General features: G+C 64.6%; 16 protein-coding genes and 1 tRNA gene. 11 read left to right on the plus strand and 6 right to left on the minus strand.

Annotated features, from left to right (window positions below; translation table 11 throughout):
* The 3 genes from AB7F41_RS04375 to AB7F41_RS04385 form a co-directional block, all read left to right on the plus strand.
* On the plus strand, nucleotides 1-281 hold a 281-nt coding region (locus tag AB7F41_RS04375), incomplete at its 5' end, for a pyruvoyl-dependent arginine decarboxylase (protein WP_428406446.1).
* A complete protein-coding gene (speB, locus tag AB7F41_RS04380) occupies nucleotides 278-1210 on the plus strand; it encodes an agmatinase (protein WP_428382006.1) in 933 nt (310 codons plus the stop codon). The genes AB7F41_RS04375 and speB, both read left to right, overlap by 4 nt.
* A 119-nt stretch (nucleotides 1211-1329) precedes the next feature.
* The gene (locus AB7F41_RS04385) at nucleotides 1330-1896 is read left to right on the plus strand and encodes a hypothetical protein (protein WP_428382008.1); all 567 of its coding nucleotides are present in this window, start codon (nucleotides 1330-1332) and stop codon (nucleotides 1894-1896) included.
* A gap of 48 nt (nucleotides 1897-1944) precedes the next feature.
* Here the strand turns inward: AB7F41_RS04385 and AB7F41_RS04390 are convergent, their stop codons facing one another.
* Nucleotides 1945-4062 carry a catalase gene (locus tag AB7F41_RS04390; RefSeq protein WP_428382010.1) on the minus strand — a complete coding sequence of 706 codons (2118 nt, stop codon included), beginning with the start codon at nucleotides 4060-4062 and terminating at the stop codon, nucleotides 1945-1947.
* Between the two features lie 423 nt (nucleotides 4063-4485).
* On the opposite strand from AB7F41_RS04390, the gene AB7F41_RS04395 reads away from it, so the two are divergent.
* Together AB7F41_RS04395 and AB7F41_RS04400 are read left to right on the plus strand one after the other, a co-directional pair.
* Nucleotides 4486-5001: a superoxide dismutase family protein gene (locus AB7F41_RS04395; protein WP_428382012.1), complete on the plus strand. Its 516-nt coding sequence runs from the start codon at nucleotides 4486-4488 to the stop codon at nucleotides 4999-5001.
* Between the two features lie 13 nt (nucleotides 5002-5014).
* Nucleotides 5015-5911, plus strand: a complete 897-nt coding sequence (locus tag AB7F41_RS04400) for a radical SAM protein (protein ID WP_428382014.1) — start codon at nucleotides 5015-5017, stop codon at nucleotides 5909-5911.
* 45 nt (nucleotides 5912-5956) lie between these two features.
* On the opposite strand, the gene AB7F41_RS04405 is transcribed toward AB7F41_RS04400, so the two are convergent.
* The 3 genes from AB7F41_RS04405 to AB7F41_RS04415 form a co-directional block, all read right to left on the minus strand.
* Nucleotides 5957-6790, minus strand: a complete 834-nt coding sequence (locus tag AB7F41_RS04405) for a molybdenum storage protein subunit alpha (RefSeq protein ID WP_428382016.1) — start codon at nucleotides 6788-6790, stop codon at nucleotides 5957-5959.
* A gap of 13 nt (nucleotides 6791-6803) precedes the next feature.
* Nucleotides 6804-7616 carry a uridine kinase gene (locus AB7F41_RS04410; RefSeq protein WP_428382018.1) on the minus strand — a complete coding sequence of 271 codons (813 nt, stop codon included), beginning with the start codon at nucleotides 7614-7616 and terminating at the stop codon, nucleotides 6804-6806.
* Between the two features lie 425 nt (nucleotides 7617-8041).
* Nucleotides 8042-8131: transfer RNA gene (locus AB7F41_RS04415), tRNA-Ser, on the minus strand.
* A gap of 338 nt (nucleotides 8132-8469) precedes the next feature.
* On the opposite strand from AB7F41_RS04415, the gene AB7F41_RS04420 reads away from it, so the two are divergent.
* The 5 genes from AB7F41_RS04420 (at nucleotide 8470) to AB7F41_RS04440 (ending at nucleotide 11406) form a co-directional block, all read left to right on the plus strand.
* Nucleotides 8470-8865, plus strand: a complete 396-nt coding sequence (locus tag AB7F41_RS04420; RefSeq protein WP_428382020.1) for a hypothetical protein — start codon at nucleotides 8470-8472, stop codon at nucleotides 8863-8865.
* An 81-nt stretch (nucleotides 8866-8946) separates the two neighbouring features.
* Entirely contained in the window at nucleotides 8947-9399 is a 453-nt protein-coding gene (locus AB7F41_RS04425; protein WP_428382022.1) for a gamma-glutamylcyclotransferase family protein, read from the plus strand.
* Nucleotides 9396-10253: a pantoate--beta-alanine ligase gene (gene panC / locus AB7F41_RS04430; protein ID WP_428382024.1), complete on the plus strand. Its 858-nt coding sequence runs from the start codon at nucleotides 9396-9398 to the stop codon at nucleotides 10251-10253. Before AB7F41_RS04425 ends, panC begins: the two co-directional genes overlap by 4 nt.
* A complete protein-coding gene (locus AB7F41_RS04435; protein ID WP_428382025.1) occupies nucleotides 10250-10549 on the plus strand; it encodes an acylphosphatase in 300 nt (99 codons plus the stop codon). Before panC ends, AB7F41_RS04435 begins: the two co-directional genes overlap by 4 nt.
* Nucleotides 10550-10563: 14 nt before the next feature.
* On the plus strand, nucleotides 10564-11406 hold the full coding sequence (locus AB7F41_RS04440; protein WP_428382027.1) for a shikimate dehydrogenase: 843 nt from the start codon (nucleotides 10564-10566) through the stop codon (nucleotides 11404-11406).
* A gap of 59 nt (nucleotides 11407-11465) precedes the next feature.
* Here the strand turns inward: AB7F41_RS04440 and AB7F41_RS04445 are convergent, their stop codons facing one another.
* Nucleotides 11466-11948, minus strand: a complete 483-nt coding sequence (locus tag AB7F41_RS04445) for a phasin family protein (RefSeq protein WP_428382029.1) — start codon at nucleotides 11946-11948, stop codon at nucleotides 11466-11468.
* A gap of 14 nt (nucleotides 11949-11962) precedes the next feature.
* A complete protein-coding gene (locus tag AB7F41_RS04450; protein WP_428382031.1) occupies nucleotides 11963-12319 on the minus strand; it encodes a phasin in 357 nt (118 codons plus the stop codon).
* Between the two features lie 305 nt (nucleotides 12320-12624).
* On the opposite strand from AB7F41_RS04450, the gene AB7F41_RS04455 reads away from it, so the two are divergent.
* Nucleotides 12625-14874 (plus strand): ATP-binding protein, encoded by a 2250-nt coding sequence (locus AB7F41_RS04455; protein ID WP_428382033.1) that lies wholly within the window; start codon nucleotides 12625-12627, stop codon nucleotides 14872-14874.
* Nucleotides 14875-15344 lie beyond the last annotated feature (470 nt).

Here is a 15344-nt window from a genome sequence, read left to right on the forward strand (position 1 = left end):
TCTTCGGCTATATTTCGGAACATCCCGGCTACGGCATGCCGGAGCGGGAAAGCGGCGATTACGCCGAAGACCTCGCGGCGACGATGCTCGCCTCGCCGCGCGGGATCGAATTCGATCCCGACGCCGCTTGGAACGAGCGCAGGAAGGTCTACGAAACAAGCGAGCTCATCGTGGAGAGCCTGTCGCTGACCGCGGCGGCTGAAGGCGCGACGAACGGCGATTGGACCTGCGCCATCGCGGCGGCGGTGTTCCGCTTCGCAAAGCTGGACGGCGTCCCGTGAGCGGCGCGCCGACATTCGCGGCGCGGCCGACGTTCCTCGGCGTCGAGCCGCGCACGGACGCGGCGGTTGTCGTCGCCGGCGTCCCTTACGACATCGGCACGACCAATCGCAGCGGCGCGCGCTTCGGACCGGCGGCCATTCGTCACGCGAGCCGCATGCTCGTCGACGGCGAACATCCGGCCCATTGGACGTCGCCCGTCGATCTGCCGCTCGCCGACGTGGGCGATTTCGCCATCGCGCTCGGCGACATCGCCGCAAGTCTGAAACTCATTGAGGAGCAGGCCTCCAACTATGCTCACCTGGTCACGCTTGGCGGCGAACATGGAATCACGCTGCCCCTGCTGCGCGCCTGCGCAAGAACGCGCGGACCGCTGGCGCTGATTCATTTCGACGCCCATGTCGACACATGGCCCGACAATTTCGGCCAGCCTTATGCGCATGGCTCGATGTTCTACCATGCGATCAACGAGGGCGTCGTCGAGCCGCGCCGCATGATCCAGATCGGCATCCGCTCGCCCGTGCAGCGCGACGTCTATGATTGGACGGTCGGGCAGGGCGTCACGATCGTCGCTGCGCAGGCGGCGCATGAGATCGGGCCTGCGGCCGTCGCTTCGAGGATCATCGAGACCGTCGGCGACGCGCCGGTCTATCTGACCTTCGACGTCGACGCGCTCGACCCGGCCTTCGCCCCAGGGACCGGCACGCCGGAAATCGGCGGCCTCGCCAACTGGCAGGCGCAGTCGATCATCCGCAGGCTCGGCGGCCTGAACTTCGTCGGGATGGATGTCGTCGAAGTCGCGCCGGCCTACGACGTCTCGGAAATCACTGCGCTCGCCGGCGCGACGATGGCCTGGGAATACCTCTGTCTTTTGAGGGCGGCCGGTCGCTCCGCCTCCGCCTCGCCGCGCCCTCGCCTGGAGCGGCGATAGCTCTGGCGATAGGTCTCTTGCCAAGGCCGCCCTTCGGCAGCACTCTGCGCGGAACAGCCGCTATTCAGCGGTCCGCTTCGGGACCAATCGAGGCGTTTGCAAGGCTTGGGGAGGGCGGCATGGCCAGTGCGGAGGGGCGCAGGGCGCGAGAGGTGGTCGGGGTTTTCGCAGACGGCTATGTGCTCGAAGCCGCGATCGATGAATTGCTGGCTTCGGGGTTCGACACCGCCGACATCAGCCTGCTCGCGGGCGAGAAGGCTATCGTCGGCAAGCTCGGCCATAAATATGAAAAGGTCGAGGCCGCAGAGGACGACGCGGCGGCCCCGCGCATCGCCTATGCGCCCAAAGACTCCTTGAGCAAGAAGGAGGGGGCGCTCGTCGGCGGCCTTGTGTATGTGGGCGCCACTTTGGCGGCGGGCGCGGCGCTCGCTTCGGGCGGCGCTCTCGCGATGCTTCTGGTGAGCGGCGTCGTCGGCGCGGAATTTGGCGGCCTGATCGGCGCCGTTCTCGGCGAATACCTGGAAGAACGTCACGCGAAATATCTCCAGGAGCAGCTGGATCATGGCGGCCTGCTGCTCTGGGTGCGAACCCGAAACGCGGCGCTGGAGGACGCGGCCAAGCGCATTCTCACCAAACATTCCGGCCGCGACGTGCATGCGCATGACATGCCCGCCGCAACGGCGTGACGGCCTCTCTTTCGCTTTGTGCTGGGCCTGCGCAGTCGAAAAATCGATCTACGCTGGCGAAGCGTCGAGATTGACAGGGGCCTCCCTCGGCCAGTGACGCAGCTCTGCGCAGGCTGCAAGAAACGCCGTTGCGTCCTTGCTCGCGGAGAGTCGAATGCAACCTTCATCCAGCGCTTCGGCGACGCCGGCCTTTTCCAGCAAAGGCGCCGCGCCCTCGGTGAAGCCGATAAATTTGCAGTGCGCAAAAGCGTCGGCGACGAACTCGCGCGCGGCGGCGTCGGCGGCGAGCTCAGCTCCGCCGTCCACAGAAGCGACGATGGCGACCGCGTCATAGAGCACCGATGGACCGCCATCGATCTTTTGCGCGGCCGCTTGCATAGCGCCATCGTCAAGAGTGACGCCGCCGATCTTCGGCGCGACGATTTCATAGACCGCGCCGGTCTTTTCGACCGCCTCGATCAGAGCTTCGACCAGTTTGGCGTCAGCGCCATCCGTCAGGAGAAGGCCGAGCTTGCGCCCTTCGAACGACTTTGGATGGTTCAGAATGCTGAGGGGCGCGGATTCCGGAAGATCCCGGCGCGTGGGGCGCGCGGCCTTAGCCGGTTCGGGCATCTCCAACCGTAGGCCGTCAGCGACGCGGCTCGCGAGCCCGGCGTCAATGTTTAACAGATGCGACACAACGCGCGAGCGAATGTCGGGCCGTTCGCATTTGCTGAGTTCGAAGATGATCGCGTCGCCGATGTGCTTGCGCTCGACCAGCGTCTGGCTGACGTAGAATTGCCGCGCCTGGCTATAGTGATCCGCGAAACTTTCGGCGCGGAGTCTGGTCTTCGGCCCCGATAGTTCTTCGTCGAATGACGTAAAGCCGCGCTCGGGGTTTTCGCGTGGCCCGCCCATCGCGCCCCAGCTATTGGGCTCGTAATTGGCGCGGCGCTTGGGATTTTTCATCGCCATATGCCCGTCCTGCTGGAAGAGCGCCATCGGGCAGCGCGGGGCGTTGACGGGGATATGGGTGAAGTTCGGGCTTCCGAGCCGTTTTAATTGTGTGTCGAGATAAGAAAAGTTGCGGCCTTGCAGCAAAGGATCGTCGCTGAAGTCGATGCCGGGCACGATATTCTGTGTGCAGAAAGCGACCTGTTCGGTTTCAGCAAAGAAATTTTCGACTGTCCGGTCGAGAACCATGCGGCCGACGATCTGCACCGGAACCTGTTCTTCGGGGATGAGCTTGGTGGCGTCGAGCACGTCAAATTCGAACGCCTCGGCGAATTCTTCGTCAAACAGCTGAACGCCGAGCTCCCACTCGGGAAAATGTCCGCCCTTGATCGCGCTCCAAAGATCGCGTCGATGAAAATCGGGATCTGCGCCATTGATCTTGACCGCTTCGTTCCACACCACGGACTGCAGTCCGAGCTTCGGCTTCCAGTGAAATTTGACGAATGTCGACTTTCCCTTCGCATCTACCAGACGAAACGTGTGCACGCCGAAGCCTTCCATAAAGCGAAACGAGCGCGGGATGGCGCGATCGGACATGATCCACATGATCATGTGGAAGCTTTCGGGCGTCAGCGAAGCGAAATCCCAGAAATTGTCATGCGCCGACTGGGCTTGAGGAAAACCGCGATCCGGCGCCGCCTTTACCGAATGGATCAGATCGGGGAACTTGATCGCGTCCTGAATGAAAAAGACCGGCATATTGTTGCCGACGAGATCCCAATTGCCTTCCTTAGTATAGAATTTGACCGCGAAGCCGCGCACGTCCCGTGCGAGGTCGAACGAGCCCTTATTGCCGGCCACAGTCGAGAATCTCACGAAGACTGGCGTTTTCTCTCCGACGCGCTGGAAGATGTCGGCGCGCGTTACGTTTTTGAGCGATTTCGTCAGCTCGAAGTAGCCATGGACGCCGAAGCCGCGCGCGTGGACAACGCGCTCGGGAATGCGCTCATGGTCGAAATGAAAGATTTTTTCACGGAAGTGGAAATCTTCGAGGAGGCTTGGGCCACGCGGGCCAATGCGAAGCGTATTCTGATCATCGGACACCGGGATGCCCTGCTGCGTCGTCAGCGTCTCGACGCCAGCGCTGGCGCTCTGATGCGTTTCGCCCCCGTCGCCTTGCGGTTGCGCGTAAGACCTCTCGATCTCAGCAGCGGCAAGGTCAGGTTGATCCATCTTTCGTTTCCCTGACAAAGCGGATTTCGGCGACGAGGGTTTTCGCTTAGAGGCCATGAAAAACTCCAGAGGAACCGCGAAGAAGAGGGATGCCTCGGCAGCGTAACCTCAGGCCATCCGAACTTGTTCCTCCCGGGAGCCGAATTTATTCGACCGCGACGTTGCTGGCGTTGAAGAGGGCCGCCATGAGAAGGGCAAGCGATCGTCAGAAGGGCAAGCGATCGTCCATGGCTTTCAAAGACGTTCTGATCTCCTCGCTTTCCTGCGTCAGATTACGAATGTCCACTCTTGTCGCCGCGTCCAAAGCTGTGCTGTCATGCCCGCAGTCTGATGATCGCGGACCCGGCTGCGCTTGCGCGGCCGCCGCGATCCGTCATTCTTTGGGACCAACGCGCCGCCGCCAGCGGAATCGTGAGAGGAAACATGTCGCGCAAGCTTGTCGTCGCTTTAACTTCAATCGCGCTGATGATGGGCGTCGCGCGCGCGGAACAGCGAACCGCCGACGTTGTCGACAACAAGGGCAAGGCGATCGGCTCGATCGACGCCACGCAGGGGCCGCATGGAGTCGTGCTGCGCATCATGCTGCGCCCCGGCGCGCTCGCGCCGGGTTGGCACGGCGTTCATCTGCACGAAGTCGGCGATTGTTCCGACCTTGAAAAGTTCATGCGCTCCAAGGGCCATATCAATCCCGGAAACGCCGAACACGGATTCCTCAATCCCAAGGGGCCGCATCCGGCCGATCTGCCGAATATCTACGTATTTTCTGATGGCTCCGCGCAGACGGAAATGCTGGTCGACGGCGTGTCGCTGAGCGGGGGCAAAATCAACCTTGCTGATGCGGATGGGTCGGCGGTGGTGGTGCACGCCAGTCCGGACGATCACCTGTCGCAGCCGATTGGCGGAGCCGGCGCGCGCGTCGCCTGCGCTGTCTTGAAGTAGCGCCGCGCACGCCATGACTGACGCGCCGATCCGCTACGTCGAACCCGTTTTCCGCCCGCCGAGCGAAGCGGATTCGTTGATTCTTCCCGTGACCGACGGCTGTTCCTGGAATGGCTGCACATTCTGCGAAATGTACACCGCGCCGCAGAAGCGCTTCCGTCCCCGCGGCGAAGAGGAGGTGCTCGAAAGCATTCGGCGCTGCGGCGAACAATTTGGAGCGGGCGTCAAGCGCGTCTTTCTGGCGGATGGCGACGCCATGACGCTGTCGACGCGCCGCCTCGCGAACATACTCGAAGCGATGCGCCGCAACCTGCCCGGCGTACGTCGGGTGTCGAGCTATTGCCTGCCGCGCAATCTGCGCAAGAAGTCGGCGAATGAGCTTCGTGAACTCGCGGACCTTGGCCTGTCGCTCGTCTATGTCGGAGCCGAATCCGGCGACAATGACGTATTGGCGCGAGTCAACAAGGGCGAAACTTTCGACACCACTCGAGAAGCGCTCGAAAAGCTGCAAGAGGCGGGGATCAAGCGCTCGGTGATGATTCTCAACGGTCTTGGCGGCGCGGCGTTGTCGCGGCAGCACGCGTTGAACTCGGCGGCGCTGATGAACGCCGCCCAGCCCGAATATCTCGCCACGCTGGTCGTGAGTTTCCCGAAAGGCGAGACGCGGCTGCGCGAAAACTTCCCCGACTGGGAGCCGCTCAGCGTCCTCGGTCTGATGCAGGAAATGGAGCTGTTCGTTTCCGGTCTGGAGTTGAAACGGACCATCTTCCGCAGCGACCATGCGTCGAATTGGCTGGTTCTGAGGGGAACGCTGGGCGCGGACAAGTCGAGGATGCTGCGCGAGTTGCGTTCGGCCATCGCCGCGCCCGAGACGGCCCCATTGAGGCCAGCCTGGGCGCGGGGCCTGTAGCGTCAGAGAAATATCAGCGGCCGCGCAAGGCGGCGCGCGCGCCCGTCAGACCGTGGGCGCGCTGGTGTGGACGATCGTCCCGACATGCTCGCCGCGCAGCGCGGCGGTCAGTCGACCCGGCACCAGACCGTTGACGACTTGAATATGCTCCAGATGGCGCGCGGTGCCCATCACTTCGAGGAGCGCGCGGTCGAACGGCAGCGGACCCTCCTGCGCCGCCAATTGGGCGGCGGTCGTCTCGCGGAGCAACTGCGCCTTCTCCCCATCTGGCCCCTTCGGATCGGTCGTGTATACGCCGTCAACGTCCTCCACGATCGTGAGGCCGGCGGCGCCGAGCGCGTCAGCGAGGAGAAATGCGCCCGTATCCGCCTGGTGGGTCGGGATGCGGGACGTGGGGAATTCATGGTGGTGATAGGGGGGAAAGGCGCTGCCGACGACGGCGCGGGCGGCGCAGAGGTGGATGGCGAGCCGACTGGCGATGGTGGGGTGCTCCACATAGGAGACGCCCTCCGGAGCCAGCAACGTCCCGAGGATATGGCCGTTCTGACCCGCCTCGCTTGCGGCAAGCGGCGCGAGCGACCCGACCGGGAGGCCGAGGTCGAGGCCAACGCTATAGAGATGGCGCGCCCGCACGCCGGCGCCGGCGAGAATGAGCAGACGATGCTCGGGCAGCACCTTTCGTATCTCCTCCACGATCGGCAGGATCGCGTCTCGGCCGCGATCCATGATGGATCGGCCGCCGATCTTCACGACTTGCAACCAGGGGAGAAGCCGGATCGGGCGTCCGCCCGCGACGGGGCGGGTGAGTTCGCCGTCGAGGAGGGTCTGACGCGCGAGCGGCGAAGCGACGTGCTTGATGCTGTCGGCCGTATGGGTCATGGCGGGAAATCTCTCAGCTGGCGGTGATGATGGTGCCGACATGCTCGCCGGCGAGCGCGCGGGTCAGGTTGCCAGGGACGAGGCCGTTCACGACCTGCACTTCGTGAATGTGCCGCGCGGCTTTCAGCAGATCGAGCATCGGAAACTCGAGGATCGAGTCGTGCAGCCCCTGCGCTTTCATCTCTTCGACCGAAATCTTCGGGATGAATTTCGCGTCCTTCGACGTCTTCGGATTGGCGGTGTAAAGGCCCTTCTCGTCCTTCACGAAGATCATCGCCTTGCAGCCGAACTGCTCAGCGAGAAGGAAGCATCCGGCGTCCGTGCGATAGGGCGGAATGACGCCGTCGCGCGCGGGACGCGTCCAGAGGCTGTAGGGCGGCATGCCGCTGAAGACGACGGCGTTCACCTCGGCGAGGTAGAGCGGCACCGCCGAGAGGCCGGCGCTGGCGACGGCAGAGATGCCATATTTGGCGAGGAGCTGTCCCAGCATCACGGCGTTCTGATCGGCGACCGAGGCGCCGAGTTGGGTGAGCACGCCGGCCGGCAGATTAAGCCCCGCTGCGATCGAGTAGAGATGCCTGGCCCGCGTGCCGGCGCCGACTCCGATCAGCATCTGATGTGATTTGCGGACCGCGACAATCTCCTCCACCAATGGGTAAACGGCCGCGCGGCCGCGGTCGATCACGCTTTGTCCCCCGATCTTGATCACCGTCGCATCCGGGAGAATGCGGTAGTCCGCCGCCCTCTCCGCCGCCGCCAGAAGCTGCGGATCGCTCAGCGATCGCTGCATCAAGAGCGTCTCGAGTTCCGAACTCGTATCGGCCATCGCAATGCCTTTCGTCGTTTCAGATATTCATTTCGAGGTAACGGGACACAGTTTACGTATCCGCCCGAGCAGGAATGGCGTTCTCCGGGCGCCTGTCGCCGTTCGGTCGGCGAAGTGTATTCCAAATTCGTCGATCCGCATTGGCGCATTTCAGGCCTGGGCTTGCGCATCTTGGAGGCAGAGTCCCGAAGGCTCGCCAGTTGCGTCGATCGCCGCCGGCGCGTCGGAAGCGCATCTGCGCCGACGCTCGGCGACGCACATCGATCTGTCTCGTGCGGCGACGAATTTCGGTGGGCGATGAGCGGCCTGCGTGGCGGACCGACGCTCGGATAAATTGCGCCGACTTTTGTGCCGACGGGAACCGCTTTGGTTTCCGTCACACGCGCCGTTTGCGCGCCTTTCGTTCTTTTCTAAGTCATTGATTCTGGCGGAAGGGGTGGGATTCGAACCCACGGTGGAGTCGCCCCCACGCCGGTTTTCAAGACCGGTGCCTTAAACCGCTCGGCCACCCTTCCGCACCCTCGAATCATTGAAGAACATTCGTTCTTTTTGCAAGCCGCGTTGCAAGCCGCGCCGCGCGATCGCCGCCAACATTCGCTGTCCCCGTCAAGCGATACGGCCGCGTCGGCCTGTTTCGCATCGCTTGCGCAGAATTCAATGGCCAGCGTCATTGCGATCGTCGAAGAGCGTTCTTGGACGATCTCGGGAAGAACGCCCGTCGCCAGGAGCCGCCTTGGAGCTGCGTCGCATGTATTGGGCTGCGCCTCCTGCGAGATTAACATGTGAATTTTATGAAATTGCTTCCGACCAGAAATCATGGTGTAGAACGACTGCCGTTCTGGGGAGGGGGCATATGCAAATTACGACAATCGCTGTGTTGCTGATGAGCTTCGTTTTGTTGTCGAACTGCAGCGTTTACATGGCCGCCAAACAGCCTGACGCAAAGAACATTGAGCTTTTCAGAGTTGGCACGCACCGAGAAACGTTGTTGGCTGAGTTTGGCTTGCCGACGATTTCGGAAACGCGCGACGGCCACAGATATGAAATCTACAAGTTCGTAAACGGCTACAGCGCCAGCGCAAGGACGGGACGCGCGGTTTTACACGGAGCTGCGGACGTGGTGACGCTAGGGTTGTGGGAAGTGGTTGGCACGCCCACCGAGGGCTTTTTTTCGGGCGATCAGATGGCGTACCGCGTTCGCTACGACAAGAGCGACGTCGTTGACGAGGTTGCGGTGTTGAAACAATAGAGAGAGGCTGTTCGAGGACCCCGAGCAAGCCTTCCGCACAGGACGCGACATCGCGCGCGTCCGCGCTTTCACGACTGGGATTTGCGGGTGCCGCTCTATTTCGCCTATGGCTCCAATATGGACGCAACCGCCATGGCGACGCGCTGTCCGCGGTCGCGGCTCCTGGGACGCGGGCGGCTCGCGGGCTTCAGGACGATTCTGATGCCGTCGGGCTTTGTCAGCATCGCGCCGGACCGCCGCATGAGCGTTCACGGCGTGCTGTGGGATGTCGCGGTCGGCGACGTCGCCGCGCTCGATCGCTACGAAGACGTGGCCCGCGGCCTTTACGCCAAGCACAGCTACCTCATTCTGCGCGCGCCGGCGGGTTCGGTCCGCGCGTTCACTTATGTCGGCGCGCGGCCCGATCTCGGGGCGGCGTCGCGCGGCTATTTCGAGGAGGTGATCGCCGCAGCGCGCGCGCAGGCGCTGCCGAGCGATTACATTGATTATCTGTCGAGTCTGTCCGCCAACCGTCACACAGGCCGCCGTCCATGAATGCACAGCTTCCCGTCGTCGGCGCGATCGGCGAACTGCGCCGCTACGTTGGCGCGCGGCGCGCCGCCGGCGAGCGCATCGGCCTCGTGCCGACGATGGGCGCGCTGCACGCCGGCCATCTGTCCCTTGTCGAGGCGGCGCGGCGGGCGGCCGACCGCGTCGTCGTCACGGTGTTCGTCAATCCGGCGCAATTCGGACCAAACGAGGATTTTGCGCGCTATCCGCGCACGCTTGCGGCGGACGTCGAGAAGCTTTCCGCCGTCGCGGCGGATCTCGTCTTCGCGCCGCCGGTCGAAGAAATCTATCCGCCGGGCTTCGCCACGAAGGTCGTTCTGGAAGGGCCGGCGGTGGCCGAACTCGAAGACCGATTCCGGCCCACGCATTTTTCAGGCGTGGCGACGGTGGTGACGAAGCTGCTCAACCAGGCGCAGGCCGACGTCGCCGTGTTCGGCGAAAAGGACTACCAGCAGCTCCTGGTCATCAAGCGCCTGGCGCGCGATCTCGATATCGCGACCGAGATTGTCGGCGCGCCGACTCTACGCGAGGCCGACGGCCTCGCCATGTCCTCGCGCAACGTCTATCTCTCCCGCGAAGAACGCGCGCGCGCGACGGCTCTGCACGGCGCGCTCAAGGACGCGGCGCAGCGGATAGCGGACGGCCAGGACATCGGCGCCGCGACGGCGGAGGCGCGAGTCGCGCTTGCGAAGGCGGGTTTTGACGTCGACTATCTCGAAGCGCGCCACGCCGAGACGCTCGCTCCGGTCGCGTCGCGCGACCAGGGGCCAATGCGCCTGCTCGCGGCGGCGACGCTAGGCGCGACGCGGCTCATCGACAATATCGCGGTTGCATCATGAACGATCGCCGGATCATACGCCTCATCATCGAAGGCCGCGTGCAGGGCGTCGGCTATCGCGCCTTCCTGGTCCGCGAGGCGCTGGCGCTCGATCTCGTCGGCTGGGCGCGCAACCGGCGCGACGGCGCCGTCGAGGCGGTCGTCGCCGGTCCGCGTCCGGGACTCGACTCGCTGATCCGAGCGGCGCGGCGCGGCCCGACGTTCGCGCGAGTCGACGCGCTGCGCGAGGAGCCGGCGGATGAAGCCGCGCTCGTCGAGTTTTGCGGCGCCGGATTTTCCGTCGCCCCCGACGCGTAACTCGGAGACGCAATGTGACGAACGGCCATCGTTTTGTTCTCGCCGGAGTCATGGGCTGGCCGATCGCGCATTCGCGCTCGCCGAAAATCCATAATCATTGGTTCGGCCAACATGCGATCAACGGCTATTATGCGCCGCTGCCGGTCGAGCCGGGCCGGCTTGACGCGGCGCTGCGCGGACTGTCGGCGCTCGGCTTCGCGGGCTGCAATCTCACGATTCCGCACAAGGAGACGGCGCTCCGGTTTCTGGATCAGGTGGACGAGTCCGCGGCGCGAATCGGCGCGGTCAATTGCGTCGTCGTCGGCAAGAGCGGCGAACTGATCGGCCGCAACTACGACGGCTACGGTTTCATCGCGTCGCTCCATGAAGCTGCGCCCGGCTGGCGCGCGGAGCAAGCGCCCTGCGTCGTCATCGGCGCCGGCGGCGGCGCGCGGGCGATCGTCGATGGCCTGCTCGAGGCCGGCGCGCAGGAGATTCGGGTGTTCAACCGCAGTTTGGGGCGGGCCGAAGCGCTCGCCGCCGACTTCGGGGCGCGCGTCTCGGCGTATGGCTGGGGAGACCGCGAGGCTGGGCTCGCCGGCGCGGGACTTGTCGTCAATGCGACGAGCCAGGGCATGGTCGGCCAGGCGCCGCTCGATCTATCGCTCGCGGACTTGCCGAAATCGGCGCTCGTCGCCGACATCGTTTATGCGCCGCTGGAAACGCCGCTCCTGGCCGCGGCGCGCAAACATGGCGCGCTGCCTGTCGACGGGCTCGGCATGCTGCTGCATCAGGCGCGCCCGGCGTTCCGCGATTGGACCGGCGTCATGCCGGAGGTGACGCCGGCGCTGCGCGCCACGATCGTCGCGACGCTGTAACGAAAAGAGCGCCGAGCCATCGCTGCGGCGCTCTCATTGGTTGGCGACTGGACGGCGCGTCAGGCCGCGCGCGCGCCGTAGACCGGCGTAACGGTCATGCTGAACAGACGTTGCGCGAGGGTCATCAGCTCGGTCGACTGCTGCAGCAGCGCGTCAAGGCGCTCGCTCATGAAACGTGATTGCAGAGTCGTCACCTCGTCGATCGTTTTCGCGTTGGCGAGCCGTTCGGCGAAATCGAGGAACGCCGTGGCGTTTTCGGCCCAAAGGTCGATCGACTTCTGCGACCACAGCGCGGGGTCGAATTCCCCGGCGTCGGCGCCCGGCGACTTTATTTCCACCGCGACGGCGAGGGCCGTCGACGGCGCCTGGACGACCGGCGGCTGGACGACCGGCGGCTTGGGCGCTTCGACAGGGGGCGGAGCGAGTTCCGTCTTGACCGATTCGCTCGTCGTCGGCGTCGCCTCGGCTTCCGGCGCGCCCGGCGTTATGCGTTTGGCCTCGGGGGCCTTCGACTTGGGGGAACCGTTCTGCGGATTGGCCATTGAGCTACTCCCCGTTAGGATTTCGTGGTCGGCCGCTGGAATGTCGCGCCAAGCTCCTTGGTTTGCTCCTGAATCGCATGCAGCTGGGCCTGCACGAATTCCGACTGAAGCTTGAAGACTTCCTGCGGATCCTTGGCGTGCACGAGCTTCTGCGCAAGATCGAAGGCGGCGTTGACATTCGCCTCGGCGAAGGACAGGGCCTTATTGCTGACTTCCTTGGCGGCCGGCAGACCGAACGGCATGTCCGACGAAGTGTCGAGCGCCTTCTGCGCCGCTCCGGCGAAATTTTCGAACGCCTTGCGCGCCTGTTCGACGCTTTTCTCCGCAAAATCGCGGACCTCGGTGGGGATCTGATAGATTGATTCGACCATGGCGCACCTCCGTGCAGTGAAAAATCAACAAGCGCCGCGCTATCTTTTACCCGCGCCGCGCCAAGCTCAATGGCGATGCGGCGAGTAAAGGTATATTGCCTGATTTTATGCTGCGATGCAACAAAATTGTGCGGCGCAGCAGAAAGGGGCCGGGTTTCCGGGTTTTGGTGGAAATCCGTCGAAGCCGACGACGAACGTAGACGTTGCATTCGCCCGCGATTAACTTGATCGCTATGTCGCGTCGCGCCGACGAGACGCCTCTGGAAGCGCGCGGCGAGCGAGACCGTCAGTCGGGGCGGTAGGCAATGGACGGTTCGCAGCAGGATCTGGAAAACGGCGCCCGCGCAGCCGCTTGCGTTGCGGCAGACCCGGTTTTTTCGGCTCTTGAGGCCTCCGGCGCGCCGGTGATCGCGGCGAGCGGCGATCCGCTGCGCATCGCTTTTTTGAACGATCCGGCGCGCGCAGTCTTTGGCGACGACGCCGAATCGCTCGCTGATCGCCTGTTTCGCGGCGACGATCCGGGCGCGCGGCGCCTCGCCGAACTGGGTCGCGGCCGCGGACTTCGGCTTGAGCGGCTGGCCTTGCGTGTTTTCGGGCAGAGCCAAACGCTCACCTTTCTCTGCCGCAGAATCGAGGCGGACGACGGCGCGTATTTCATTATCGCGGCGCTCGGCGTCCGCGCGGATGCGGCCGCCGAAGATCGGCGCGTCGCGGGCGATTCGGGGGAGGGGGAAAGCGACGAGACGGCGGCTCTCCGACGCGATCTCGCCGCGCGACACGGCGCGCGCGCGCCGCGCTTCCTGTGGAAGGCCGACGCGGAAGGGCGTTTTGTCGACGCCACCCACGCGCTTGCCGACGTCGTGGGCCAAGCGGCGGACATTCTGGGGCGCTCGGTGCAGGAGGTGTCGCGCGCCCTTGCGCTCGATCCCGCTTTTGCCCGCGCCGTCGCCTCGCGCCGGGCCTGGAGCGGCGTCGAGGTCGACTGGCCGCTACAAGACAACGCCGGCTATGTGCCGACGACGCTCGGCGCGTTGCAGATCACCGACGCGAAGCGGCGATTCCTCGGTTATCAGGGCTATGGCGTGCTGCATATCGATCGGGCGCGCGCCGCCAGGCCGGCGGAAACTGCGCCTCGGGGAAGCGGCGAGGAAGCCTCCGACGCGCCGCTGGGCGACAATGTGATAAGGCTCCGCGCTCCCGGCTCCGCACATGTCGAAGCGGATGCGGCGGAGGCGTTGAGTTCGAGCGAACGTCTGGCCTTCGAGGAAATCGCCCGCGCGCTCACGGAAGGCGATCTTGGCGGCTCCGAAGCGGGCGCCCTCGCCGAATCGACGCGCGAGCCGGCGAGCGGCCCGCGCCCGGCGACGCAACCGCGCAGCCGCGAGTCGCTTGCGCCCGGTCCGGAGCAAACCGCTCTGGCGCTCGCCCGCACGCTCGAGGAAAAGCTGGCGCGGACGAGATCGGAAAACGCGCTGCTCGGCGCGGCGTTCGATCTCTCGCGCACGCCGCTTGCGATCATGTCGGCCGATGGGACGATCACGAGAGCCAGCGCGCAATTCGCGGCGTTCTTCGGCGCGGAGGCGCGCGCGCTCGAAAGCCGCAGTCTCGCCTCCTTGCTGAACCCTGCCGATGCGCAATTGCTCACTCGGCTGTCGCCGGACGCTCGGCCGGGAACGAGCGAGCGGCTGTCGGTGCGCCGCGCCGCCCCGGATTGGACGCCCCTCGAATTGAAGCTGCGGCGCCTTCAGGTCGAGGGGAAGCCGATGCTTCTGGCTTCAATCGAGTCGCGCGAGGACGATGTGTCGGACGACCGCGCGCTAGAAGCGGCGCGGCGCGCGGCTGAAAGCGCCAGCGCCGCGAAATCCGATTTCCTGACCCGCGTCTCACATGAGATCCGCACCCCGCTCAACGCCATCATCGGTTTCGCCGACGTCATGATGGAGGAGCGTTTCGGGCCGATCGGGTCGCCGCGCTACAGGGAATATCTGAAGGACATGCACGCCTCCGGCGAGCACGTCCTGTCTCTCGTCAATGATCTTTTGGATCTCTCCAAGATCGAGGCGGGGAAGATGGAGCTCTCCTTCTCGCGCGTGGACGCCAACGCCGTCATCGCCGAATGCGCGTCGATCATGCAGGCGCAGGCCAACCAGGGTCGCGTCCTCATGCGCCTCGCGCTTGCGCCGGATCTGCCGATGCTGCGCGCCGACACGCGCTCGCTCAGGCAAATTCTTCTCAACCTTCTCTCGAATGCGGTGAAGTTCAACGAGCCGGGCGGGCAGGTCATCATCTCCAGCGCGCTGAACGACGCCGGCGCGGTCGTCATTCGCGTCAAGGACACTGGCATTGGCATGTCCGACGAGGATGTCGCGATGGCGTTGGAGCCGTTCCGGCAGGTCGACACGTTGCGCAAGGCGAGCGGCACCGGGCTGGGATTGCCGCTGACGAAGGCCCTGATCGAGGCGAATCACGCCTCCTTCAGCATCGAGAGCCGTCACCGGCAGGGAACGCTGATCGAAATCGCTTTTCCGCCGCCACAAGTGCTCGCGGCGGAGTAGACGAAACAGCGATTTCCGGAATGGAGTGGCCGCAGGCCAAGCTCGAGCTGAACGCGATCAGCTCAGTCCGTTGGCGCAATAACGCCGGCGCTCACGCCGATCTGCTGCCCGCCAACGGACCGTATGGGACGTAAAACGCCCTAAATTTCCAGAGGTTACTTGCCCATCCGCATCGCGACGATCGCGCCGCCGACGACGATAGCAAGCATGAGTCCCGGGATCAGATACTGCATATTATTTCCTCCCACATTGCGCCAGCCAGTGGCTCTTTTTTCCGGCTTCGCCGCGATACAGCTTCACCAAAGGGGACTGTCTTTGTCAAGCGCCGCCAGGCCCTATTTGTGCGGGTTTATGCTGCTGCGCGCCGCGCCGGAAGCCCTGTCATGCGGCGAAAGCGCGGCTTTGAAGACCGATCGCGGGCAACCGCCGCCGACCAGGCGCCGCGCGTTGCCGTCGCGGCGGCGTTGCGC

The organism is Methylocystis sp., assembly GCF_050251305.1.
Lineage (GTDB): Bacteria > Pseudomonadota > Alphaproteobacteria > Rhizobiales > Beijerinckiaceae > Methylocystis.